This window comes from Ralstonia sp. AU12-08 (genome assembly GCF_000442475.1).
GTDB classification, from domain to species: Bacteria; Pseudomonadota; Gammaproteobacteria; order Burkholderiales; family Burkholderiaceae; genus Ralstonia; species Ralstonia insidiosa.
The window spans coordinates 105,481-126,709 of the sequence record NZ_ASZV01000005.1 but is presented as its reverse complement, the minus strand read 5'-3'; the positions used below and the strand labels follow the sequence as shown (position 1 = coordinate 126,709).

19 protein-coding genes are annotated in these 21,229 nt (G+C 59.7%); 9 read left to right on the top strand and 10 right to left on the bottom strand.

The window, feature by feature from the left end:
- Positions 1-37: 37 nt before the first annotated feature.
- From C404_RS33535 to C404_RS33530, 3 genes are all read right to left on the bottom strand, one after another.
- Entirely contained in the window at positions 38-409 is a 372-nt protein-coding gene (locus C404_RS33535; RefSeq protein ID WP_021193072.1) for a DUF6697 family protein, read from the bottom strand.
- Positions 410-518: 109 nt separating this feature from the next.
- Positions 519-662 carry a hypothetical protein gene (locus C404_RS60240; RefSeq protein ID WP_021193071.1) on the bottom strand — a complete coding sequence of 48 codons (144 nt, stop codon included), beginning with the start codon at positions 660-662 and terminating at the stop codon, positions 519-521.
- A gap of 576 nt (positions 663-1,238) precedes the next feature.
- Positions 1,239-2,123, bottom strand: coding sequence for a DUF2242 domain-containing protein (locus C404_RS33530; protein WP_021193070.1), 885 nt, complete (start codon positions 2,121-2,123; stop codon positions 1,239-1,241).
- Positions 2,124-2,444: 321 nt separating this feature from the next.
- Here C404_RS33530 and C404_RS60385 point away from each other — a divergent pair, with 321 nt between their 5' ends.
- Both C404_RS60385 and C404_RS33525 read left to right on the top strand, forming a co-directional pair.
- Positions 2,445-2,597, top strand: a complete 153-nt coding sequence (locus C404_RS60385) for a hypothetical protein (protein ID WP_021193069.1) — start codon at positions 2,445-2,447, stop codon at positions 2,595-2,597.
- A 46-nt stretch (positions 2,598-2,643) separates the two neighbouring features.
- Entirely contained in the window at positions 2,644-4,533 is a 1,890-nt protein-coding gene (locus C404_RS33525) for a hypothetical protein (protein ID WP_152524397.1), read from the top strand.
- Between the two features lie 48 nt (positions 4,534-4,581).
- Here C404_RS33525 and C404_RS33520 read toward each other — a convergent pair whose 3' ends face one another.
- The gene (locus C404_RS33520) at positions 4,582-5,319 is read right to left on the bottom strand and encodes a metallophosphoesterase family protein (protein WP_021193067.1); all 738 of its coding nucleotides are present in this window, start codon (positions 5,317-5,319) and stop codon (positions 4,582-4,584) included.
- A gap of 223 nt (positions 5,320-5,542) precedes the next feature.
- Here C404_RS33520 and C404_RS33515 point away from each other — a divergent pair, with 223 nt between their 5' ends.
- The 4 genes from C404_RS33515 (at position 5,543) to C404_RS33500 (ending at position 12,460) form a co-directional block, all read left to right on the top strand.
- Positions 5,543-7,384: a DEAD/DEAH box helicase gene (locus tag C404_RS33515; protein ID WP_080981228.1), complete on the top strand. Its 1,842-nt coding sequence runs from the start codon at positions 5,543-5,545 to the stop codon at positions 7,382-7,384.
- Positions 7,385-7,509: 125 nt separating this feature from the next.
- Entirely contained in the window at positions 7,510-9,444 is a 1,935-nt protein-coding gene (locus tag C404_RS33510) for an AAA family ATPase (protein WP_021193065.1), read from the top strand.
- Between the two features lie 565 nt (positions 9,445-10,009).
- Positions 10,010-11,767: an ATP-dependent nuclease gene (locus C404_RS33505; RefSeq protein ID WP_021193064.1), complete on the top strand. Its 1,758-nt coding sequence runs from the start codon at positions 10,010-10,012 to the stop codon at positions 11,765-11,767.
- A 414-nt stretch (positions 11,768-12,181) separates the two neighbouring features.
- A complete protein-coding gene (locus C404_RS33500) occupies positions 12,182-12,460 on the top strand; it encodes a hypothetical protein (protein WP_021193063.1) in 279 nt (92 codons plus the stop codon).
- A 168-nt stretch (positions 12,461-12,628) separates the two neighbouring features.
- Here C404_RS33500 and C404_RS33495 read toward each other — a convergent pair whose 3' ends face one another.
- The 5 genes from C404_RS33495 to C404_RS33475 all read right to left on the bottom strand — a co-directional run bounded on the left by C404_RS33495 (position 12,629) and on the right by C404_RS33475 (position 16,859).
- A complete protein-coding gene (locus C404_RS33495) occupies positions 12,629-13,213 on the bottom strand; it encodes a hypothetical protein (RefSeq protein WP_049286049.1) in 585 nt (194 codons plus the stop codon).
- 59 nt (positions 13,214-13,272) lie between these two features.
- A complete protein-coding gene (locus C404_RS33490) occupies positions 13,273-14,283 on the bottom strand; it encodes an alpha/beta hydrolase family protein (protein WP_021193061.1) in 1,011 nt (336 codons plus the stop codon).
- Positions 14,284-14,435: 152 nt separating this feature from the next.
- Positions 14,436-14,987 (bottom strand): hypothetical protein, encoded by a 552-nt coding sequence (locus C404_RS33485; RefSeq protein ID WP_021193060.1) that lies wholly within the window; start codon positions 14,985-14,987, stop codon positions 14,436-14,438.
- Positions 14,988-15,066: 79 nt separating this feature from the next.
- Positions 15,067-16,074, bottom strand: coding sequence for a serine hydrolase domain-containing protein (locus tag C404_RS33480; protein WP_021193059.1), 1,008 nt, complete (start codon positions 16,072-16,074; stop codon positions 15,067-15,069).
- Between the two features lie 41 nt (positions 16,075-16,115).
- Positions 16,116-16,859 (bottom strand): alpha/beta hydrolase family protein, encoded by a 744-nt coding sequence (locus C404_RS33475; protein WP_031328787.1) that lies wholly within the window; start codon positions 16,857-16,859, stop codon positions 16,116-16,118.
- 173 nt (positions 16,860-17,032) lie between these two features.
- Here C404_RS33475 and C404_RS33470 point away from each other — a divergent pair, with 173 nt between their 5' ends.
- Positions 17,033-17,494: a GFA family protein gene (locus tag C404_RS33470; RefSeq protein WP_021193057.1), complete on the top strand. Its 462-nt coding sequence runs from the start codon at positions 17,033-17,035 to the stop codon at positions 17,492-17,494.
- 102 nt (positions 17,495-17,596) lie between these two features.
- Here the strand turns inward: C404_RS33470 and C404_RS33465 are convergent, their stop codons facing one another.
- The gene (locus C404_RS33465; RefSeq protein ID WP_232317435.1) at positions 17,597-19,000 is read right to left on the bottom strand and encodes a sensor domain-containing diguanylate cyclase; all 1,404 of its coding nucleotides are present in this window, start codon (positions 18,998-19,000) and stop codon (positions 17,597-17,599) included.
- 274 nt (positions 19,001-19,274) lie between these two features.
- On the opposite strand from C404_RS33465, the gene C404_RS33460 reads away from it, so the two are divergent.
- Both C404_RS33460 and C404_RS33455 read left to right on the top strand, forming a co-directional pair.
- Positions 19,275-20,189, top strand: coding sequence for a DMT family transporter (locus tag C404_RS33460; protein WP_021193055.1), 915 nt, complete (start codon positions 19,275-19,277; stop codon positions 20,187-20,189).
- A gap of 123 nt (positions 20,190-20,312) precedes the next feature.
- Positions 20,313-21,227, top strand: a complete 915-nt coding sequence (locus tag C404_RS33455) for an amino acid ABC transporter substrate-binding protein (RefSeq protein WP_021193054.1) — start codon at positions 20,313-20,315, stop codon at positions 21,225-21,227.
- Positions 21,228-21,229: the final 2 nt, after the last annotated feature.

Here is a 21,229-nt window from a genome sequence, read left to right as displayed (position 1 = left end):
AGGGGGTCTCCACGCAAGAGACCCCATTCGACAGCGCTTAGCAACGCTGCATCTTCAGCACGCGAGACACTTGTCCGCTGGTGAAGCTCGTGCCCCGTGCGTACGGTGCGCAATCCAGCGGCGTCGTCAGCGATTCCACAACCTTGTACTGACCCACGTAGCGCAGCCGGTCCGCCGTCAACTCGATAAACACAGGAATCGCCTCCGCCTGGTGCGCCAGCGTCCGGCCTGCCGCGCGGGCTGCGGCCCCGCTATTGCAGACGATCACATCAGGGGCCTGCGGGTTCAGATCGGGGCGCAGGCATGCGGCCACGACTTTGCCGTTCTTGGTTGGCAAATGCGATTGCTTGTTGCCACCGCAGATGACATGGATGTCTTCACGTGTGTACTCCTTGCCTTGCTCAAACATGGGATGCTCCTTGCATCGCTAAAAAAAAAGAAAAAAACGGGCCCTGCCGGGCCGCGCGGGCGGCCCGGGCTGTCAAGGGAATGACGGATCAGGCTGGCAGTGAGAGCGCTCAGCCGTGCGAGGCGCGCCGGCTAAAGCGGTGCATCAGCCGTTGCCACAGGCTTGGCTGCGCGTGCGTTGCCGCTGTCTGGACGATGGGGGTGTGATCGTCATCGTGGTGGCGATCCTGTGCGACGAGTAGTGCGAACAACATGGCGCGGCTCCTGGAGCGGTCTCCAGAGCGCCGAGGCCGATCAATGCCTGGACTGCGCCGGAGACGAATTAGCGAAGGTCTGCTGGGTAAGGTCGAGGTCGACTGTCGTCTGCGGGCATAGCGTTACCTCCGGCTGTATTTCTGTTCTTGATTGCTGAGCGGGCTGTCGTGTTTTGCCGCGTTCATCAACCACCCAAAACAAAAGCCCAGCATCCTGAGCGGATCACCGGGCTTGAGGGTTGGATCGAGCTATCGATCTAGCGCATGGACGCATTCCGTGCGCGTTGTGACGGTCCCCAAGGACGACTCCGCGGATGGTTTGTGTGCGATCGGCACGGCTTGGGCGGCACCACAACACTGCGCCCAATTCCGGCAATGCCAGCACGCGCACAAGCGCGTTCCGCCAGTGCCTTGACCCGCAGGTCGGCAACGGCCGTCGGAACAACTGCAACGTGGATGCGCACTCGGTTCATGGCGTTTCTGCCAGGGCTGTTGGGGTCAATGGGCCTGCAATCAAAGTGCGGGCAGTATGGCACGCAGCAAGTAAAGATTGCGTAAATTCGGCATGCCGTGCGCTCAGTTCGCGCCGCCTGTGGCTGCAGGGGCGGAAGCCGGTGCCGGCGTCGGCATCGTCGATGGCGTGGTTGCCGCAGGCGCCGAAGCCGGTGCGGATTCAGCATGCGCTTTGACCTCCGGCGCGGGCACCGTAGCTGCGGGTGCAGATGCCGCCGCAGGGGTAGCAACCGGAGCCGACGCTGGTGCCGCAGCAGGCGCCGCCACCGGCACAGGCGGCGCCGGCGGCGTTGGCACCACGGGCGTGGTCATCTTCATCGGCTCGCCTTGCGCCGTGGGTGCAGGTTCGGGCAGCGGGGCCACGTGTTCCTTCTCGGCCGCCTCTGCCACCTTGACCGCTGCGCGGTCGCGGCGCACCGGGTCAATCTTCAGGAAGTGATCAACCAGGTTGAAGTAGCGCTCGTAAAACACGCCGGCCGGAATCGTCTCGCTGGCCACCTTCACCATCGAATCGTCACCCGAGCCGATCGGTAGCGACACCGAGCCCAGGATGCTCAACCCCACGCTGGCCGACGTGCTCGTCTTCTTGAGCGAGTAGCGGTCTTGCACCGCGTTCACATACGCCGTGCTGGATGTGCCGTCTGCATTGGCATCTGCACACACCACGTGGAAGGCAATCACCACGTGTGAGTCATTGCTCGGCTGGAAATTCTTGCTGCCGTCGATGGTGTCTGCACGCGGTGATGTCGACACATACCCCTGGCTCAGCAGCGCGCGGCGCGCGGCCTCACACGTGGCATCCGCCTTGGCGTGGAACGTGCGCGAGTACGGGCTGGCCGCCGCATCAAACTGCTCTTGCTGATAGAGCGGCGTGGGCGCAGAGCTGCATGCCGACAACAGGGCGGCAACGGCACACGAGGCGGACAACAGGCGGAAGCGGTAGGGCATGGTGTGGGTCAAAAGGGCAAGGCCTGGCGATGTGCGGTGCTTTGACATCGCGGGTGCGGCGCAAGTTTTGTGCGCGACGCTGGCTGGCGGCCACGTGGGTTTGCGTGGCCGGGCGTCATTATAAGTTTGTTGGGTGATGGGTGATGGGGGATGTGAGCGCACGAGAGTGCGCATCTGTGTATTGAACGTGGCGTTGGTGTTGACCGCTGGAGCCGCGCAATCGTGGGTGGCGATTGCCGGATAGCTGGATTGCAAAAAAGTCCTTTTATGTGACCATCACAGAATCAGACTGTGATCTCCACCCACTTTCTGGAGTTCCAGATGAACCGCACAAATGCAAACCACAAGTCGAACCAGGCCAACCCGAACAACCGGACTCACCGGCAAGCGAATAACAACAGCTCCAATCAGGGCAACCCGAACAACCGGGCTTTTCACAGCAGCCGCAACGTGCCGGCTACCTTGAAGAAGTAATCCAAAAGAACGAAGCGGCCCTGGTGGCCGCTTTTCGGAGAGCTACGTGAAAACAGGTACCAAAATGCATTCCGAACCGGGCTCGAAGAAGCCTGGGCGGCCCAAGGGCAAAAACGGCGTTGTCGCAACCTTGGAGAAGTTAACCGATCAATCACCGCTTCCAAGCTATCTGCGCGAACGTGCCTACAAATACCTTCGAACCAATACCGGTCTCTTTTCGCAGAAGAAAGGAACGAGCAATGCGGCGAAGCTGGCCGAGGCGGGGGCGCCCAGGTTGCTCATGAATGCGTTACAACTCGACGAGATTCTCGGCGGAGACACTTCTGCCGTTGTCAGGATCATGAAGGGCGAGGAGCGTACGGAGGGGCTGCAAGAACGGCTCAAGCGCGCTGAGCAGGACATCGCCAAGCGTGCAGAAATTTACGCGTACTGGAATCAACGCATGTCTGCCGTGAAGTCCTTGCTCACAAGTGGGTCAGTCGATTTCAAGGAGGATGACCTTGGTGCATTGCTCAGCAATCATCGAGATGTGCCAAACACGAATGCGCCTTTACCCTTTGCACTGCGGGCGGTGCGTCAACTTGAACATATTGAGCGGCGCGGCCGGCCCTCTGGCCCCAACGCTGAAGACCTGCTCGAGCAGGCCGAAGCATATCTGGCACTGAATGATCTGCCGATGGCGGGCGACAAAGCCGAGGCTGCGTTAGCGCTTGATTCGACGTGCGCTAAGGCGTGGTTTATCAGGGTGGTGGCTGCCTTGAAGCAGAGAAACGCGGGCCTGGCACGTGTGCGTCGTCACCAACTCGAGGCTAGCGAAGTTGCAGAGCCGATGTCGGCACACGAGCGCATGGCCTACCAATTGGCCGACGATGCTTCCGACGAGGTGTGGGTGCATCAAAACACGCTCGACGCCGTGGTGCCTGAAGCGCTTTTGAATTGGCCGACACGAGGTCGTGACCAATATGAACACCTGGAGTGGCGCGCGCTTGTACGTGACCTCCTGCTAGATCAGGTTTTCCAGAAAATTAAGCTGGATGGGGACCTGGGACACTCGCGCAGGGCATTTGCGCTCAATGGGTTCGGGCCTGAGTGGTACTTGAAATACGACAATGTGGAACTCGTTGTGGATGCACCGCCCACCGACCTTAAAAGCTTGCCACTAAGACAGAACGAACGCGACGCGCTCAATCTACTGTTTGAAGAGCACGAACACGATCGGTCGATGTTCTTCGGGTTTGGCCGTAACGATTTCTTGGTGAGGGACTTCCGTGTGTTGCATTTGCGTTGGGCGATGCAGGACTCGGGCTACGAGAAGCATTGGCAGGCATGGTCAGCGGACGCCGAATGGTTGGATGCATCCATCCTGAACCACGCCGTTCTGGCACCGCTATGGTTTTGCCATCAGGCGCGCCATGGTGGCGTGGAAGCCGTTGAGCAGACCTTAGACCGATGGCAGGCTCGCGCAAGCAACCGGCGCCGTGAACTCGATCGGCGCCAGGAGATGCAAGTAAGGGTGATGGCATATCACTACCAGCTGGCAAGAAACGACTTTGCTGGCTGCTGGAAAACGTGCGTTGAGGCAGAAAGATCGACAGACGGTGTCAACCCTGGCGCGGGCTATGAGCATCCTCTTGAGCCGTTGATCATGATCCCGGCGGACAACGCAGCGTATTGGCAGTACTTGAAGGCGTTGACTGCGGTATTCGCAAGGCACGCCAGCGTTGCTCTACAAGCGGACGCGGCTGAAATCTTGGCCGATGCCGAACACTGGCGCACCGTGTTCCGTAACAACAACGCGTGCTGCTGGCAGGTCGCAGAAATGTACGAAGAGGGCGGCGGCGACGAGTATCCCGTGCCTCCATACGACATTGACCTGACCAATGCATCCAGTTGGGAAACACCGGTTCGAATCACCGGGTCTGTTCAGACGTCGTAGACGGTGCCCGCCGCGTGCGGTGGGCACGTTGCACTGAACCGTTTGCTGCTAAGACCTCAGCCGCCCGGTGCGCAACGCAACCGTCCAGTCTGCCCGCCCGCGTTGTTCCGCAAGCGCTGCCGCTTCATCCCACGCATACTCGACCGCGCGAAACTCAACGGTCCAATCATCCCCACACCGGGTCACGACGGCATAGCGCGCATGCGGGCTGCCAACCTCAATGGAGTGGGTGATGGGATGCGTATCGCTATACGCCTGCAGACCAACACTGCCGGGGTTGACGAAAAAGCGGCCGTCCGTCAGCCGCATAGCGCGCGGCACATGGGTGTGGCCGCACAGCACGAGCTTGGCGTCTGCATTGACAGCGCGCGCGAGCACTTCATCGTGCGTGGCCGCGCGATGCCCGTTTTCCGAAAGCGTTTCCAGAAAGTAGGTCAGGTCGCTCTCAGCAGACCCGTGGACGAGCAGCACGTCTTCGATGTACTGAAGCTCCGGCAGGCTGGCAAACCATGCGAGCTGGTCGGGCCGCAAGGCGGCAAACGCGTACTGGTCTGACGGGCCCATGCGTGATGGGTCGCCTGCGAGCAGTTGCCTTTCATGATTGCCGCGAATGGTGGGCAGGTTCAATGCCATCAACCTGTCGACGGTCTCGCCAGGTTGCAGCGGGCCGGACGCAATATCGCCAAGGTTCACGATCAGATCAACACCCTGGCTGCGAACGTCTTCCAGCACGGCGTCTAGTGCGGCCAGGTTGCCGTGAATATCGGAAAGGGCGGCGATTCTCATGAGAATGTGGCGGGCAATAAGCCCGGAATCGTACCGCAGAGGTATTAGGTCTGTCAGCGTACGTGTGGGGATTTCAATCGACATTGGATACTCAGAAACCCCTACCACTGAGGGCTTCCCAACCCCCAAACCTGGGCTATGCTATTTGCCGACAAAATCACGGCGCGATTACCTTATTCGGATTATAAAAAAGCGCCTAATCCAAAATGTCTAAAGGGGTGGTATGGCAACGCTAATCCCCAGCTTGAGTAGCTGCGTGGGGCGCATGACCTCGGGTGAGAAGCGCTTTGCGCAGCGGCTCGAAGCCTTTCTTGAAGACGATTATCTTTGCTGGTACGACGTCACGGTCGGCGCCAAGCGTAGGCGACCAGATTTCCTGATTTTGAATCCGCATCGGGGTTTGCTGGCGCTGGAAGTCAAAGACTGGAAAATCGGCAGCATTATCCGGCTCGACCCGCAACTGGTGGAGGCGGAATTTGACGGCCGGCTCCATAAGGAAGTGAACCCGCTACTCAAATCGCGGGATTTCATCACGACCACCGTCGATATGCTCAAGCGTGACCCGTTGCTGGTCGAGCCCGCCACCAGCAGATACGCCGGCAAGCTATGCATGCCCTACGGCCACGGGTTGGTGCTGCCCAATATCTCGCGTCGGGAGTTCGAGACCTCCGGCATGCAAGACGTCATGACCGGCCGTCTCGTCATCTGCAAAGACGAGATGACCGAATCGGCGGACCCCGAAGCCTTCCAGCAGCGGCTGTGGGACATGTTCACCCAGCCCTTCCGTTGCCTGCTTCAACTGCCACAGATCGATCGCATCCGCTGGCACCTCTTTCCCGATGTGCGCATCGTCAGCCGGCAAGGCAGCCTTTTTGAGGCCGATGACGTGCCGGCCACGCAGGATGCCAGCTCCGCCATTCCCGATCTCATCCGCGTCATGGATCTGCAGCAGGAGCAGCTTGCCCGCAGCCTGGGCGATGGGCACCGCGTTATCCACGGCGTGGCGGGTTCCGGCAAGACGATGATCCTCGGCTATCGCGCCGAGTATCTTGCGCAAGCATCCGCCAAGCCCGTGCTCGTGCTGTGCTTCAACCGCGCGCTCGCGCAAAAGCTGACCGGCTGGATGGAGCACAAGGGACTGTCGCAAAAGGTGCACGTGCGCACCTTCCACAGTTGGTGCTCGGACATGGCGACGACCTACCAACTCGACAAGCCTTCTGTCCTGCGGCGCGATGAAGACTATGCGGTGCTGGTGCAGAACGTGATCGACGGTGTGAACCGGGGCCAGGTGCCCGCCGGGCAGTACAGCGCGCTGCTGCTCGATGAAGGCCACGACTTCGATCCCGCGTGGCTGCGACTTGTCGTGCAGATGGTGGACCCGGAAACCAACTCCGTGCTCGTCATGTACGACAGCGCGCAAGACATCTACCAGAAGTCGCGCAAGCTCAAGTTCAGCTTCTCCAGCGTCGGCATTCAGGCGCGCGGGCGTACCACCATCCTCAAGCTCAACTACCGCAACAGCGCCGAAGTGCTGGCCGTGGCCTACGCGTTTGCCAACGATCTGCTGACCGCCGAAGAGGCCGAAGAAGACGGTGCTCCGCTCATCCTCCCGCAAACGGCAGGGCGACACGGGCGGGCGCCGGAGTTCATCCGCCTGCCTAGCTTCAAGGCCGAGTTGGATTACGTGGCTGATCGACTGCGCGCTGCCAACGAAGCTGGCACGCCTTGGCGCGATATGGCGGTGCTCACGTATCGCAAGGCGCAGAGGGAAGAGGTGGTCCGCCTTTTGGCGATGGCTAAGGTGCCCGCGAGCGCAGGCCTGAGCAAACACGACAACGACTGCGTGAACGTGCTCACGTTACATGGGAGCAAGGGGCTGGAGTTTCCTTTGGTGGCGATTCCCGGTCTCGGCCAGATGCCCTATGCCAGTCATGACGCCAATGAACAGGCGCGCGTGTTGTATGTGGGGATGACCCGGGCGATGAATGAACTGGTGATGACGGCGGATAGGGATTCGGAGTTTGCGGCTAGGGTGGGGGAGGCTTGTGGGACGCTAGCTGAATAAACGAATTGCTTCGGTGGCGCGCTAGTAACGCGCCGAACTGAACTTGACTAAGTTTAAAAAGTAATTGCGATATTTATTCTGTTTCACATTGTGGCGAGATTGACGGATTTTGCGATTCATAAATTATGAAGCTTTACTACTGCAAATTTGATGGGCTTCCTGGTTTTCCATCTTTGGAGTTGGAGGGGTTGAAATCAGTAACGGCGCTGATAGGGCCAAACGGATCCGGAAAGAGTTCAATACTCAAGGCGATTAGATTTGCGTTTGATTTGCTCAATAAAAGAACGCTTTGCGACGAATTACCGGATCACGATGGTTGGGAGAAATTCGAGAGGGTGACATTATTATTTTCTACTGGCGGAAAGATAGATTTCGGTGAGTTCTCTGATTATCTTGATAGCAACTCTGATGCCTTCCTGATTGGCATAAGATGCGACGAGGCAGTATTTTCGATCGATCGTATCGAGTGCGGGGCGGCGTGCATTGAGTTTGATAGAAATCAGACTTCACTATCAGTGATAAACGATAGGATAAAATCTATAAATCAAATTAAGACGTCCATAGACAACATGGTGTCGCAGTCACAACAGATTCCGCATCAATCGCAGCACTATCTATCTCAAGCACAGTCTATGCGTGACCAGTTGCGAGAGAGCGAAAAGGAACTGATTCAAGAGCGTGTTGTGACAGCAACGTTGTCGGCTGGCAACGATAAGCTGGCCCTCTCCAGAGAGCGGGTTGACGACCTGCTGTCGATGATGAGTTTTCCGTCAATCGAATATATTGACGCCAGTCAATTCTTGGAGGACGGAGTTCCTAAATTAATCAGTCAACTAATGAGGCAGAAGAAGGGCAGGAAATTTGAGTTCAATCAATACGATGCCGCGGTAGAAAGATTGAATCACTTGCTGCAAGCGGATGTTGATTTCTCAGACGTTGACGGGCGTGAGTCTTTGCATATTGACGGTGTATCACATGAATTTACATCAACGGGGACAAAATCTTCTCTGAGTTTCTTTGGTGCAACGAAACTGATTGAGAGGAATTGCATTGTTTTGTGGGATGAGCCTGAAAATGGACTTCATCCCACGAGAAGAACTCGCGTTCTAGAATTAATGGTTGAAGACGGGCGGCAGTACGTAATCGCGACACATGCTGCAGAGTTTGCGCCAGTGTTTTCTGAGGCTGGTCGTGTTTTTCGCTGCATTGCGATCTACGATGGAAATGTTCCAACCGTGAGTCTTGCGGCCAGTCCCGTTGCCACTCGACGAGATGCATTCGCTGCGCTTGAGGCGCTGGGCGTACATCCTGCCAAGACATTGTTTACCTCCAACGTCGTGATCTGGGTTGAAGGGCCAACAGAACTATTCTTCTATCGTCACTGGCTTAATTCCCGCTTGCAACGCCATGGTCTAAAAGAGGGATTCCATTACACCTTTATGCAATACGGAGGTGCGCTGGTGTCATATCTATCAGCGGCGGATGACGATAATTTTTTATCCGCTTTTGATGTACTTAGCGTTTGCCGTTATCCGATATTTATTGTTGACTCGGATTTGAGAGAGGCGCCAGATGCGGGCCAGAAGCCTTGCGACTATCTGAAGCAAGGGGCTGGTCGCCTCTTGAGGCAGGTAGACATGCTGAATCAAGAGCGTCCCGATTCTTCGATCTTTGAGTGGACCTCTGGGCGTGAGGTCGAAAACTATCTACCGAGTGATGCAATTAAGCATGCAATGAAGAATTTGTGGAAAGAGTGCGATAAATATTGGGGCGATATATCCTCGACAGAGTTCCAGGTCGCTCAGTACGACGCATATCATGAGACCATTGGGGAGAAATTGATATCTCTTGGGATTGTTGATATTGATCGAGAAAATAAAAATCTTCGTCTCGCAAAGGGACGCTCAATTTGGGGGGCTGGAAATAAAGTGGAGTTCATGCGGGCTGCGCTTACAATGGATAACTTGTCTGAGCGAGATTTGCTTTGGGATTGCGCAAAGATGTTTGACAGAATCGAGGGTTTTGTGCTGCGTAAATGTGGGATTGGACACGGTTCTTGATTTGGAAATATTTTCCGATTTGTGTGTGTTGTAGACGCGGGAGCCGAGTAAGACCAAATGGCATGAATTGAAGTCGATCATGTGCAAGGTACGGGCATGCCTGGTTCCCAGGTGCCGGCGTACAAGATTAGGTGGGGCGTGTTTTATTCCTTGCCTAGCATTGGGATGTCGGCGTAATAATTTCCGAGTAGAACCGCCAAAAACTCCCGAATAGACCAGCGATTCTTGATTGCATGCGCGCGCTCGATCAGGACAAGCAAGCCACGCTGCTGGCGAAGGTGTTTGAGCTGGATTACCAGACGCTTTCGTGTCCGGCTTGTGGGGGTGAAGTTGGTGGCGCGGAACGGGATGTACTAATCATCGATCAGGGCGTCGATATGCGTTGCAGATGGGGAGAGCGTGGTCGTTACTTCGGATGACCATGGCTTTGAGGTGGCGCCCTACAGCTAACGATAACGCCAATAAGGTCACTGCGTGCTGAATAGTGCAAGTGATAAAAACGTTGTAGATCACAAGCGCTGAATCAGGTTGTGTGTCAAAACTCTTGAGGGAATAGGGGGGGGATATGGCGGTATTGATTGAGAAGGTTGTTGTGCGGAATTTTAGATCGATATCTTTGGCCGAATTCAGTTTGGGTATCTATACACCGTTGATCGGATATAACAACTCAGGGAAGACGAACGCTATCTCTGCGATTCAATGGCTGTTGCGTCGAACTTCGTTGGCGAAATCGGATTTTACGAACTCCGACGAGCCAGTAGAAGTGGAGGCAGAAGTTGTCGGCATCGCACAAGAAGATTTGGACGCGATGCCTCTGCGTCAGCGCCCGCAGATTGAGCCGTACGTTGTCGACGGAAGACTGAAGATCAAACGCACACAAGCGGTGCCACTTGCGCGAACAGCGGAGATTCCCCTGTCGGTGTGGGATCCTCGGCAGAATGCATGGGCTCCCAACCCTACAGGCATAGATAATGCGCTCGCAGCATTGCTACCCGAGCCAATTAGAATTGGTGCTATGGAGGACGCGGCAGAAGATGCATCAAAAGCGAAAGCCTCAACGACAATCGGAAAATTGCTGGCTGAGTTTGTTGCTCCAGTTCGCGCTGCACATGAGGTCCAGCTTTCTGCACTTTTATATGAAATCGAGCGTCGTCTTTCGGCGGATGGGGACACCAGATTCACAGAGCTTAGTGCAATCGAGGAAGCCATAAGTGACAAGATCGGCGATTTATTTCCCGGGATTGGTGCGAGACTGCATTTCCCGACTCCAGCGATCGACGATTTGATTAAATCCGGGACCTTGAGGCTCTATGAAGGTGTTGACGCCACGAGAGATTTTTCTTCCTACGGTCACGGGACGCAGCGCTCAGTTCAGATGGCATTGGTTCGACATCTCGCAGACGTCAGACGGGGTGGAGCCAGAATGCCTGGTACAACGCTATTGTTGATCGATGAACCTGAGCTTTATTTGCATCCATTCGCGGTCGAGCAGGTACGTGTTGCTTTGAAAACGCTTGCTAGCAACGGGTACCAAGTTATCTTTTCAACTCACTCGGCTCAGTTGGTTCCGGCTGTTGATGCGCAGCATGCGCTTCTCATGAGAAAAATCCCCGGCTCGGGTAGCCATGCTCGCCGTCGCTTGCGCGATGCGATTCAGATTGTGGTCCCCGATTCCGTGCACCAAATGGAGCAACTTTTTACTTTGGGGAATTCAAGCCAGGTTTTATTTTCCGATCGCGTCATACTGACCGAAGGAAAGACAGAGCAGAGATTGGTTCCTCACCTCTATCAAGCGGTTCGCCGTTGCTCCCTGGGGCAAGACAAAAGTGCGCTCGTGGCGCAGAGCGGTGTAAATGATACGAAGAAGTCAATGCAAATATTGACTGAAATGGATTTGCCCGTGAAGGCGATTGTGGATCTCGACTATGCGCTCACCGGCGCTATCAGACATGGGTTTATTGTGGAGGATGACCCAGACGTGGTAACGCTATTGGGTATCCTTCAGCGATTGGCTAACGCAGGGCAGATTTCAGTTACTGCAGCGGGGCTCCCTACGAAAGGAGTGGTTACCGCTGCGGACGCATTCAATTTGCTGGCAACTCAGACGGATGCGCAAGCCGCGATTAATGCTCTACATAACAAGCTGCTTCCCCAAGGGGTGTGGCTTTGGACTAACGGTTCGATAGAGGTCAGCCTGGGGTTGAGAGAAAAAAATGAGAGAGAGTGGGCGCGGTTCCAAGCACAGTTGGATTCTTCCGGTCTTCACGCTTGTTGCGCTGATCCAGCCATGGTTGAACGGATGATAAATTGGATCGCCGCGTGAACTTTTCCTCCGAGAGTGGCGGATGAAAGCTCTCTTCGCATGAACCGCAACTCAAACTTGCCCCATGACAACTACGCCGCTAAACTCCCCCCGCTGCGCAAACAACCGCAGCCGAGACTGCAATCTCGAACGTTCCTGTCCGGAAGAAACTCGAGTTTCTACCGCTGTCGTCGTTCGCCTATTTGGGCGGGCCCGACAGGGAGGGCTTCGGCCCTGCCGTCATGACAGTAACGTCGGTATTGCAGACCTTGTCGTGTGCCCGCCCACCCTCACCGGTGGGTGGCTCCCCACTCAATCAGCAGAGGGCAAGACAATGGATCAACCGACCCAAGCCGTACCCATCCCACGCGGGCATCGCCCCGCACGTTCTCGTCTCACCCGCATCGCGCAACACCCTCCCTCCGGAGGCGCCCGATGAGCCTTGAAACCAAGCGCGACTATTTGCAAGGCGCCCTGAGCGGCCGAGATTTTCTGCGCCGCACGCAGGCAGGCCTGAAACTGCATCGCCAGTTCGAGCCCAAGACGCTGCGCTGGGAATACCAGCTCCACATCCAAGACAAGCCCGCTGAATATCAGGCCGGGTTTCTGGATGCGATTGGCGCGTATATGCTGACCACGCTGGAGGGCGTGCTGGTTGACCTGTACCGGTGGGAAATCCTGCGCGTGCTGGAGCGCGCAAATCGGCAGAAATAAAAGAACCGCAGTAAATGCGACCCCGAGACGGGCGGGGGCGTCAATCAACGCGGGCAATGCCGCTGCGCAAATCTTCAGCGCTCTGGCCCTGGCTGCCAACTGGATGGCTGCTGGCGCTTAGTCGGAGGCAACGTTAGTTTCCGCGCACTCCTGCATCTCCTTTCCCACTCACTGCTGCACCACCTTCCGCAGCACGTAGTAGTGATGCCGTCCGCTGCGGTCCGCAATGTCAAAGAGATAGCCTCTCTCCGGAACCACCATCGTCGCGAACGAGGCCGGCAGGGTGCCGGAATTCACAGGGTCTGGGTTGGTCTGTCGCTGCAATGAAAAGAAGTTGATCTCGCGGATGTCTGCATCGCACTGCACGGCCGTGTAGCGGTGGTTGTCTGTGTGCCACCCGCGACAGCCCGATCCGTTCAATGCTGTGGCGCCGGTCTTCGGGCTCGTCATCACAAGGCTCAGTTGATCCGTGCCGTCTTGCTTGCCGACGACCACCTGCACGTAGCCGCGGCCATCGTCGTTACGGCTGTCCGCCACCTGGTATGAGCCGGCGAGTTCGTCAGCAGCCGCGTGCAATGCAGCGATCTGATCTGCGCGGCTGCGAGGGTCCTGATAGGTCATGCACCCAGCGATCAACGACGTGGCGCAGAGCAATGCGATGTTGCGAACGAGCATGGTCGGGTGCGTTTCGTGGCGGGCAAGCTCCACCGCCGGGTTCAGAACCCCAAACGCCGAGCTTGGAGCTTGGCGCATGGAGCAAAAAGCATCATTCACCGAACTTTGACCTGCGCAGTGCCTGAGCCAACAGCACCTTATAGATTTGTGCGCAGGAACTCCACGACCTCATGTTCGATCTGGCGATGCACCGCCGTACGGTCCACCCCGGGGGCATCCTCACAAACTGCCGCCGCACTGGCCGCAATTGCCGCTGGGCACGGGTCAACAAAAACGAAGTGGTTGCCCGGCACAACATGCACCGCAGGTGGGGCGGCCAAGCCAGACGCAACCGCAAGCGCGTTTCGTGCAGCGCCGAGATAGCGATCGTCTTGCGGTCGATAGAGCGTGGTCGGTATGCGCACGGCAGACAACCCAGATGCGTCAAACAGCATGGCCAGCGGGTCCATCAGCACCAAGGCTTTCAGGCGATGATCGGCGGGCGGTTGCCAGGCAAGCAGCTCAGCGGGGACTGCCGCTTTGCCTTGGGTGCCCTGTGCCTGCGTGCCGGCTGCTGGTTGCGGGCACGATCCCGGATCATCGTGGTTTGCGCAGTACACACTGGCGTATGCAAAGTCGGGTTTCGCCCCCGCCAGGATCAGCGCGGTATAGCCACCGGCCGAGTATCCGATCATGCCAATGCGGCTGGTATCGGCGTGTGCGGAGAACCGTGGATCAGCAAGAACGGTATTGAGCGCGGCCTCTGCTTGCCGGGGGCGATCCATCAGTATCTGCGCCTGGGACTGCGCTCGGGGGAGGCCTGAAGCATCGCCAACGTGTGTTGGCAAGACGACGATCAATCCTGCCCGAGCCAGCGCCGTCGCCAATTCACGGTGGCTGAACGGGCTACCGGCTCGGCCGTGTGAAATCAATACGACGGGGAAGCGCTCGTCGGGTGCGGGGGCGGCATCGCGTGTTGCCTCGATCGTGAAGGGACCCGCTTGCCACGGCACCTCACGCGCACGCGTGGGGTAAAAGACCGCCGTGTCGAACGTAGCAGCCCCATCTGCCACCGTGAGGCGAACGACGCCCACGTTGAATGCGGCCGGTTCCGCCAGCGCGGGGCACGTGCATACGATTGCCATCACAAGGGGCACAATCCAACGCATGTCTTCACTCCTGGCTGGCTAGAACGCGCGGCGAGATTATCAGAGCGCTTGGGCATGTTTGATGACCGAGGGGTGTCGTTTGTCGATCGCCTGTAAACCCCCAAAACGGTGTGCGCTGCTGCAACTGCTCAATCCCCACCCTCAAAGCATCCCTAACCCCGGTACTTGCCGACAAAGTGCTCGCACTTGCCAACGCGCCTCACATTGGCCGCCCATTGGTACAGCGCTTCGACAAGGCCCTTGTTCACCGTCACCGGCTGGTCATCCACGCGACCAAGCAGTGCCGCTTGCTCCGAGTAGGGCTTCTCAAGCAAGAGCCGAATCTGGCCGCCGCCGCTCAGCGTCAGATAGATCGCTTCCCGTGGCTCGAACTGCGGCGAGAACGTGGCGTGGCGCAAGCCGGCGCTGTCCACGGCTTCCACGAGCTTGGCAATGAGCGCGGCATCTTCGGTGGTGTATTCGCAGCCAGCTTGCTTCAGGCGGTCTTCGTCCATGGCCCTGAGCGGCAGCATGCCGGGGTCGGTCAGGTACAGCGTGACGGCCGTCGCCTTGTGCATGCGCGCGCTTAGCCCATCGAGTGCCCAGTAGTCGTGGTTGGCCTTGATAACGGGCTCCGTGCTGGCCAGCTCGGTTGTGGTCTGCGCGAATGCCGCCTGGCTCATGGCGCAAGCGCAGGCCAAGACCAGAGAGATGATCTTTTGCATCAAGTTTCGCCCCCCGAAACGTGCAATGTTGTCGTGCCGTGGATCTTAGACCGACGACGCGAAGGATTGGGTTACGGACTCACAACTTCCCAATCTGCAGCCACTGCACAGAGGGGTGGTCTCCCGGCACTGCCTCCGGAAGCACGGTATGCGCCAGTCGCAAACCGCGTGCGGAATTGGCAAGCCACACCACCGCATCCCGAGTCGCGCGGTTGCCGACCACGTAAGCGCGGAAACCGGGGCTGTGCCCCCAATGGAAGAAGCACTGCTGCGCCGGCTCCAACCCCCAGCCCAGTCCCCAGGCCACGTTCGGGTCGGGTGGGTTGGCGCCCGACAAGTCTTCAGCGTTGTCGCCCTGGCGCACCTGCACCGCAGGTGAAAACCACTGCGCGTAAGAGCGGCCGGAGAGGCCCTCCGCATCCAGCACGGCGCAAACAAAGCGCAGGTAGTCCGATGCGGTGGTCAGCAGCGACCACGATGCCTGCGCGGCTTCCACACGGCGCTTGGGCACGGGTTCACCCTCCCACTCGTGCCCTTGGGCGTGATTGGCGGCAAAGCGGTCTTGCCATTCCAGGCTTGAGTACGCCATGCCAACCGGTGCAAAGACACGCTCCCGGGCCAGCGCTTCAAGCGGACGATCTGCGACGGTCTGCATCGCGCGCTGCAGCCAGGCGAATGCGCTGCTGCCATAGCTGAAACGCTCACCCGGCGCGAAATAGGTCTGCAAAGGCGCGGTTTCCCGCACGATGTTGGGCAGTCCGCTGGTGTGCGTCAGCACGTGCCGGCTCGTGATGCTGTGGGCGCGGGTGTCGTTGGGCACGTATTCGCCGCAGAGATCCTGCAGCGGCGCATCCAGATCCAGCAATCCCTCGTCAACAAGCTGCAAGGCAATGAAGGACACCAGCGGCTTGGTGAGTGAGGCGGCCTCGAACACGGTCTGCGCGTCGACGGGGCTTGGGTCGTGCGTGCCTCGAATCCCGAAGCAACGTTCCGTGATGACGTTGCCCGATCGCAGGGTGGCGATCGACACGCCGGGGATGGTGCCGGTAGCCGTCGTTGCTTCGAGCCATGCATCCAGGGTGGTCATTGCGGAGCCGGGGTTCGTGGGGACGGGGGCGTGCATTGTCGTTACGCCAGATGTTCTGCAAAGAACGCCGACAGCCGAGCATCGCGAACCATCGTGGCCTCTGCAGACAAGATGTGATCCTCTCCGGGAAACGCCAACAGCTCGGCAACGCGGCCCCCGGTGGCATACCGGTCGGCAAGTCGCCAGCTCATGGTGGAAGACCACGTGGTGTCGTTCCCGGCGGCACTGATGAGCAGCGGGCCAGGGTACCGTTCAATCTCGATGGGCTGCGTTGGGAGCAGAGTTTCCGATGTGCCTTTCCACGTCCAGGCGCGTCGTGCCGGGTCCCACGCTTGCCAGCCTGGGTCACCGGGGTCTCGCCATTCTTTTGCGTTGAACGCGCCACAGATGACGTCGGGCGCGGCATGGACTGCAACCGCGTCGGGCGCGTGCATGGTGCCGTCGGTGGCCATCAGCACCGCTAGCAAGAGCGCATGCTCTGCGCCGCGTGATGCGCCGTAAGCCCCGACCTTGCCGGTCGTTCTCGGGCGGCTGCGCAATGCATCCAACGCGGCGGCGGTTCTGTCGATGGGCACGTTCTCGATCTGGCCTGCGTTCCAGCCATTGCCGCCTACGCTGTACCCAAACGGCAGTGCCGCAATACCCCTGGCAGCAAAGCCGGCCGCTTGCAGGTGTGCAAAGCCGGACCACGCGCCTTCCGACCCGTGCAGCACCAGCACATGGGGCACGCGGGCATTGCCAGGGGGCTCGTAGAGGCGGCCAAGGCCGGGGAGGTCCACTATCATGAACGGCTGCGCTGCCATGAGATCGCCGGCGTTGTTGGGCGGTTGCAAGTGGGCCTCCCTATCTATTGGACATTGGATTGAAGCAATCGTGACCGATACGACCGATACGACCGATACGTTCGCGCGATTCTGCTGCCAGCCTGTGTCGATGTCACGCTCCACGTGAGTCCAACATGCACCCACCCTATCCAGGCAGTTGCCTGTGCGGCAGCGTCAAGTACCAGCTCCTTGCCGATCCGCTCACGTTCTACATCTGCCACTGCACCATGTGCCAGCGCCGGACCGGCGGTGCGGCGCTCCCGGTGATGTGGGTCCGGCGCACGGATCTGGAGATTCTGGAAGGCCTGGCACCGCTCGCCGAGTTCGACCTCGGCAACGGCCACACCCGGCGCGCCCGCATCTGCCCGCGTTGCGACACGCGCCTATGGGCCGAGCCGCTGGATAAACCGGATATCGCCCTGCTCAGGCCCGGCACGCTGGAGCATCAGCAAGCCTTTGAGCCGATCGCACACGTGTACACGCGCAGCAAGCAGCCGTGGTTTCTCATCCCGCCTGAGGTGGCGCAGTTTGAGACGTATCCGGCAGAGCAGGGGGAGTTGGTGCGGTTGTGGCGGGTGGCTCGGGGAGTGGCTTGACGTTGCCCAGAAGTCAGTCAGGCGAATCCAATTCGTAGTCGATCGTCGACCGTGATGGTGGGGCGGCCGGGGGTGGGCGTTGCGGTGGCAATCACGCTTGCCCTACACCGCCACAACCCCCCGCCCCAACTGCGCAGGCACCGGCACCACCACCACCCGGTTGCCTCCATCCCCCTTGGCCATCTGCAGCGCGCTGTCTGCCACCTTGGTGAGCACCTGCGGCAACACGCCTTCCTGCGCCCAACCGCTCGCCACCCCCACACTCACGGTCACGTAGCCTGCCACGCTGGAGCTTGCGTGCGGAATGGCCAGCGCGGCCACGGCGTCGCACAGGCGCTGTGCGGTCTTCGCTGCCGTTGCCATGTCGATGTTCGGCTGCAGCACGGCAAACGCATCGCCGTTGTAACGGGCGACGAGGTCGGCCTCGCGCCGCATCTGTTTGGCTAGACACTGCGCAACGGTGGTCAGGCATTGGTCGCCCAGGATCGGGCCGTAGTGCTCATTGAAGTCTTTGAAGGCGTCGATATCGATGGTCAGCAGAGACAGCGGTGCCTCCCAGTGCGCACCGCGCCGCCAGGCTTCGCTCAGGGCAGCTTCAAAGGCACGGCGGTTGGGGATGCCGGTGAGCGGGTCGGTGGCGGCCAGGCGTTTGAGTTCTGCGCGGGCGGCGGCCAGGCGCGAGTGCAGGACGCTGTTCTCGATCAGCAGCAGCAACAGGACGAAGCTCGCGCCCAGCAACCCGAACGCGCGCCCGACGTAGAAGCCGAGGTCATAGCGCCCGGCGTTGAGCACGGCGCTGAGCGCGACGTCGCAAAGCCACACGCACAGCACCACCATCAGCCAGACGTCGATGGTCAGGTGCGGCTTGCAACGCCACAGCACGATCAGAGCGGCCATGCAGATCAGCCATGTCGTGCCGGCCACCGCCATTTGCGCGGGTCCATAGCGATTGCCCGCCATGAAGGCCGGCAGCAGGTGTTCGCCCGCTGTGGCCAGAGCCACGCACGCGGCAGAGGCCGCCAGCACGGCAGTGATGACGAGCAGGACGGTCCCGCGCGTGAGCGGGGTTTCGATATACCGATCGGGCTCCCGGTCTTCACGCACTTTCAGCACGGCATACAGCATCACGAACAACGGAAAGCCCGCATGCCAGAACATGTAGATCCAGGCGGTGCTTTGCGGCCCTGCGCCCAGCAGGCCGCCGTGAGCAAACAGCCCGGGGAACGACAGCAGGTGGCCGACGGCAGTGGTTGCCGTAAACAGGTAGCCGCTGGCCAGCGCCAGCATGGCGCGTGAACGTGTGATGGCAAATTGCCCGAACAGCAGAACGGCTGTAATCAGGTCATTGAGAATGAGCGCTGATTCGTAGGTGGGGATGAACGAGGGCAACTGTGCCAACTGCACCTTGGCAAATGGCAGAGCAGAGATGAAGACCACCAGCGACAGCAAGGCCACTGCCTGTGCCGTCAGATAGGTCCTTCGCCCCGGTGACAGGCTCAGCAACAAGCCCGGCTGCACTTCAAGATGTCCCGATCTCAAAATGGCCCCCTTGCAGCGGTGACTGCGTCACTCGTCTTGTTGCATCGCGCGGCTATCGTTGTGCGGGGTGTCTGTTCCCCCAAGAGCCTTGCGTGTCGTTGATTCCCACTCATCGGTGATAGTCACGCGGGTGGCCGATGTCAACGCGCAGCGTGATGCACGCGCAAAGCGCATGAGGGTGGGGGTATGATGCGTCGCACCAGCGACACACCCACCCAGCCCGCTCTCGGAGTCGACCACCTTGCGTCGTGCCCAACACCCTCTGCAGGGGATCGCTTTTCTGATTGCAGCGGTCGCGTTCTTTGCCGCGTTCGACACGCTCACCAAATATGTCAGCACCACCGTGCCGGTGGCCATGGCGCTCTGGTTCCGCTACCTGTTCCAAACGGTCACGACGGGCGTGACACTGCTGCCCAGCAGGGGGCGCTCCTTGCTGCGTACGCGCCGGCCCCGGCTGCAGGTGCTGCGCGGGGTGCTGTTGCTGTCGGTCAGCCTGTTTGCGTTCCTCAGCCTGCGGCAGATGCCGGTGGGCGAGGTGACGGCCATCGTGATGCTGACCCCGCTGGTCATTACCCTGGTGGCAGCCCTGCTGTTGGGCGAGCAGGTCTCCGCCGTGCGCTGGGTATTCATGGCGGGCGGGTTTCTTGGCGCCATGATGGTGCTCCGGCCCGGCGGCGGCACCTTTGGCTGGAACATGTTGCTGCCGCTGGGTCTGGTGGCTGCCAATGCCGCCTTCCAGATTGTCACCAGCCGGCTGGCCAACGTGGACGAGGCGGGTACCACCCACTTCTATACGGGCGCCGTCGGCACGCTGTGCCTGACCTTTGCGCTGCCGTTCGGCTGGCAGGCGCTGGGGTGGACGTGGTGGCTGCTGCTGATCCTGATGGGCGTTGTCAGTTCGGCCGGCCATGCCCTGCTCATCCTGGCGTACACCCGCGCGCCGGTGGCAATGCTCACGCCTTACCTGTACATGCAGATCGGCTTTGCCATGATTGGCGGCTGGCTGGTCTTCTCGCATGTGCCAGATGGCTGGTCGGTGGCGGGCATCCTAGCCATTGCGATGTGCGGGGCGGCGGGCACCTGGGTGGCGGCGCGGGAGCGGCGCATGGCGATGGCGCTGTCGTCCGCTGCATCGCCGTCATCGTCGGGCGGCTAGCGCCACGCGCATATGCGAACGACGTATATGCACATGCCCTGCCACGGGATGCTCATATAGCCAATCGATCGTTCGCCCCCACGGGGCCGGTGACTATCCTTGCCGCTTTCGTCAAGGATCACCATGTCGTCTTCCGCATTGCCGATCGTTTCGCGCGCACTTGCCGCGCTGCTGCTGCAGCTGTCGATTGCGGTGGCCACACCGGCGCAGGCCCAGAGCCCGACGCCCGTTCTCGACCAGATCCGCCAGTCCGGCACCATCACCCTGGGTTACCGCGAAGGCGCGGTGCCGTTCTCGTTCTCTGACGCCAAGGGCCAGCCCGCCGGCTATGCGGTGGACCTGTGCCTGCGCGTGGCCGAAGCGGCGCAGCGCCGCCTCAATCTGCCGGAACTGAAAGTGCGCTGGTTGCCGTTGACCGCGCAGAGCCGCGTGCCGGCGGTGGTCAATGGGCTGGTCGCCATTGACTGCGCGCCCAACACCATTACGGCCGAGCGCAAGAAGCAGGTGGATTTCAGCCTGGCGTACTACGTCTCGGCAGTGCGCATGCTGGTGCGTACGGATTCGGGCATTCAGTCGTTTGACGACATGCGCGGCAAGACCGTGGTGACCAGTGCCGGCTCCACCAGCGATCGCCACGTGCGTCGCCTCAAGGATCAGTACGGCTATCGCGAGGTCTACGCCAAGGACCACGTTGAATCGTTCCTGATGCTCGACACGGGGCGTGCGCAGGCGTTCGTGCTTGACGATGTGGTGCTCTATGGCCTGCGCGCCAACGCAAAGACGCCGGCGCAATACGAGGTGGTCGGCCCCACGCTGTCGGTGGAGCGGAACGCGCTGATGCTGTCCAGGGCCGATGCGCAATGGAAGGCACTGGTCGATCAGACACTGGCCGCGCTGTTCGCCAGCCCAGACGTGCTTGCGCTGCAGAAGCGCTGGTTCCAGCAGCCGATTGGCGCGCGCGGTATTGTTCTGGGTTTGACACCGTCGCCGGAAGTGCTGGCCGCATGGAAGCATCCGTCGGACGAGGCCGTTGAGTGACG

What these genes read in the sequence shown, in the direction of transcription:
- C404_RS33535 (WP_021193072.1), bottom strand. Translation starts at nt 409, where the DNA reads ATGTTTGAGCAAGGCAAGGAGTACACACGTGAAGACATCCATGTCATC.
- C404_RS60240 (WP_021193071.1), bottom strand. Translation starts at nt 662, where the DNA reads ATGTTGTTCGCACTACTCGTCGCACAGGATCGCCACCACGATGACGAT.
- C404_RS33530 (WP_021193070.1), bottom strand. Translation starts at nt 2,123, where the DNA reads ATGCCCTACCGCTTCCGCCTGTTGTCCGCCTCGTGTGCCGTTGCCGCC.
- C404_RS60385 (WP_021193069.1), top strand. Translation starts at nt 2,445, where the DNA reads ATGAACCGCACAAATGCAAACCACAAGTCGAACCAGGCCAACCCGAAC.
- C404_RS33520 (WP_021193067.1), bottom strand. Translation starts at nt 5,319, where the DNA reads ATGAGAATCGCCGCCCTTTCCGATATTCACGGCAACCTGGCCGCACTA.
- C404_RS33515 (WP_080981228.1), top strand. Translation starts at nt 5,543, where the DNA reads ATGGCAACGCTAATCCCCAGCTTGAGTAGCTGCGTGGGGCGCATGACC.
- C404_RS33510 (WP_021193065.1), top strand. Translation starts at nt 7,510, where the DNA reads ATGAAGCTTTACTACTGCAAATTTGATGGGCTTCCTGGTTTTCCATCT.
- C404_RS33505 (WP_021193064.1), top strand. Translation starts at nt 10,010, where the DNA reads ATGGCGGTATTGATTGAGAAGGTTGTTGTGCGGAATTTTAGATCGATA.
- C404_RS33500 (WP_021193063.1), top strand. Translation starts at nt 12,182, where the DNA reads ATGAGCCTTGAAACCAAGCGCGACTATTTGCAAGGCGCCCTGAGCGGC.
- C404_RS33495 (WP_049286049.1), bottom strand. Translation starts at nt 13,213, where the DNA reads ATGCGCCAAGCTCCAAGCTCGGCGTTTGGGGTTCTGAACCCGGCGGTG.
- C404_RS33490 (WP_021193061.1), bottom strand. Translation starts at nt 14,283, where the DNA reads ATGCGTTGGATTGTGCCCCTTGTGATGGCAATCGTATGCACGTGCCCC.
- C404_RS33485 (WP_021193060.1), bottom strand. Translation starts at nt 14,987, where the DNA reads ATGCAAAAGATCATCTCTCTGGTCTTGGCCTGCGCTTGCGCCATGAGC.
- C404_RS33480 (WP_021193059.1), bottom strand. Translation starts at nt 16,074, where the DNA reads ATGACCACCCTGGATGCATGGCTCGAAGCAACGACGGCTACCGGCACC.
- C404_RS33475 (WP_031328787.1), bottom strand. Translation starts at nt 16,859, where the DNA reads ATGATAGTGGACCTCCCCGGCCTTGGCCGCCTCTACGAGCCCCCTGGC.
- C404_RS33470 (WP_021193057.1), top strand. Translation starts at nt 17,033, where the DNA reads ATGCACCCACCCTATCCAGGCAGTTGCCTGTGCGGCAGCGTCAAGTAC.
- C404_RS33455 (WP_021193054.1), top strand. Translation starts at nt 20,313, where the DNA reads ATGTCGTCTTCCGCATTGCCGATCGTTTCGCGCGCACTTGCCGCGCTG.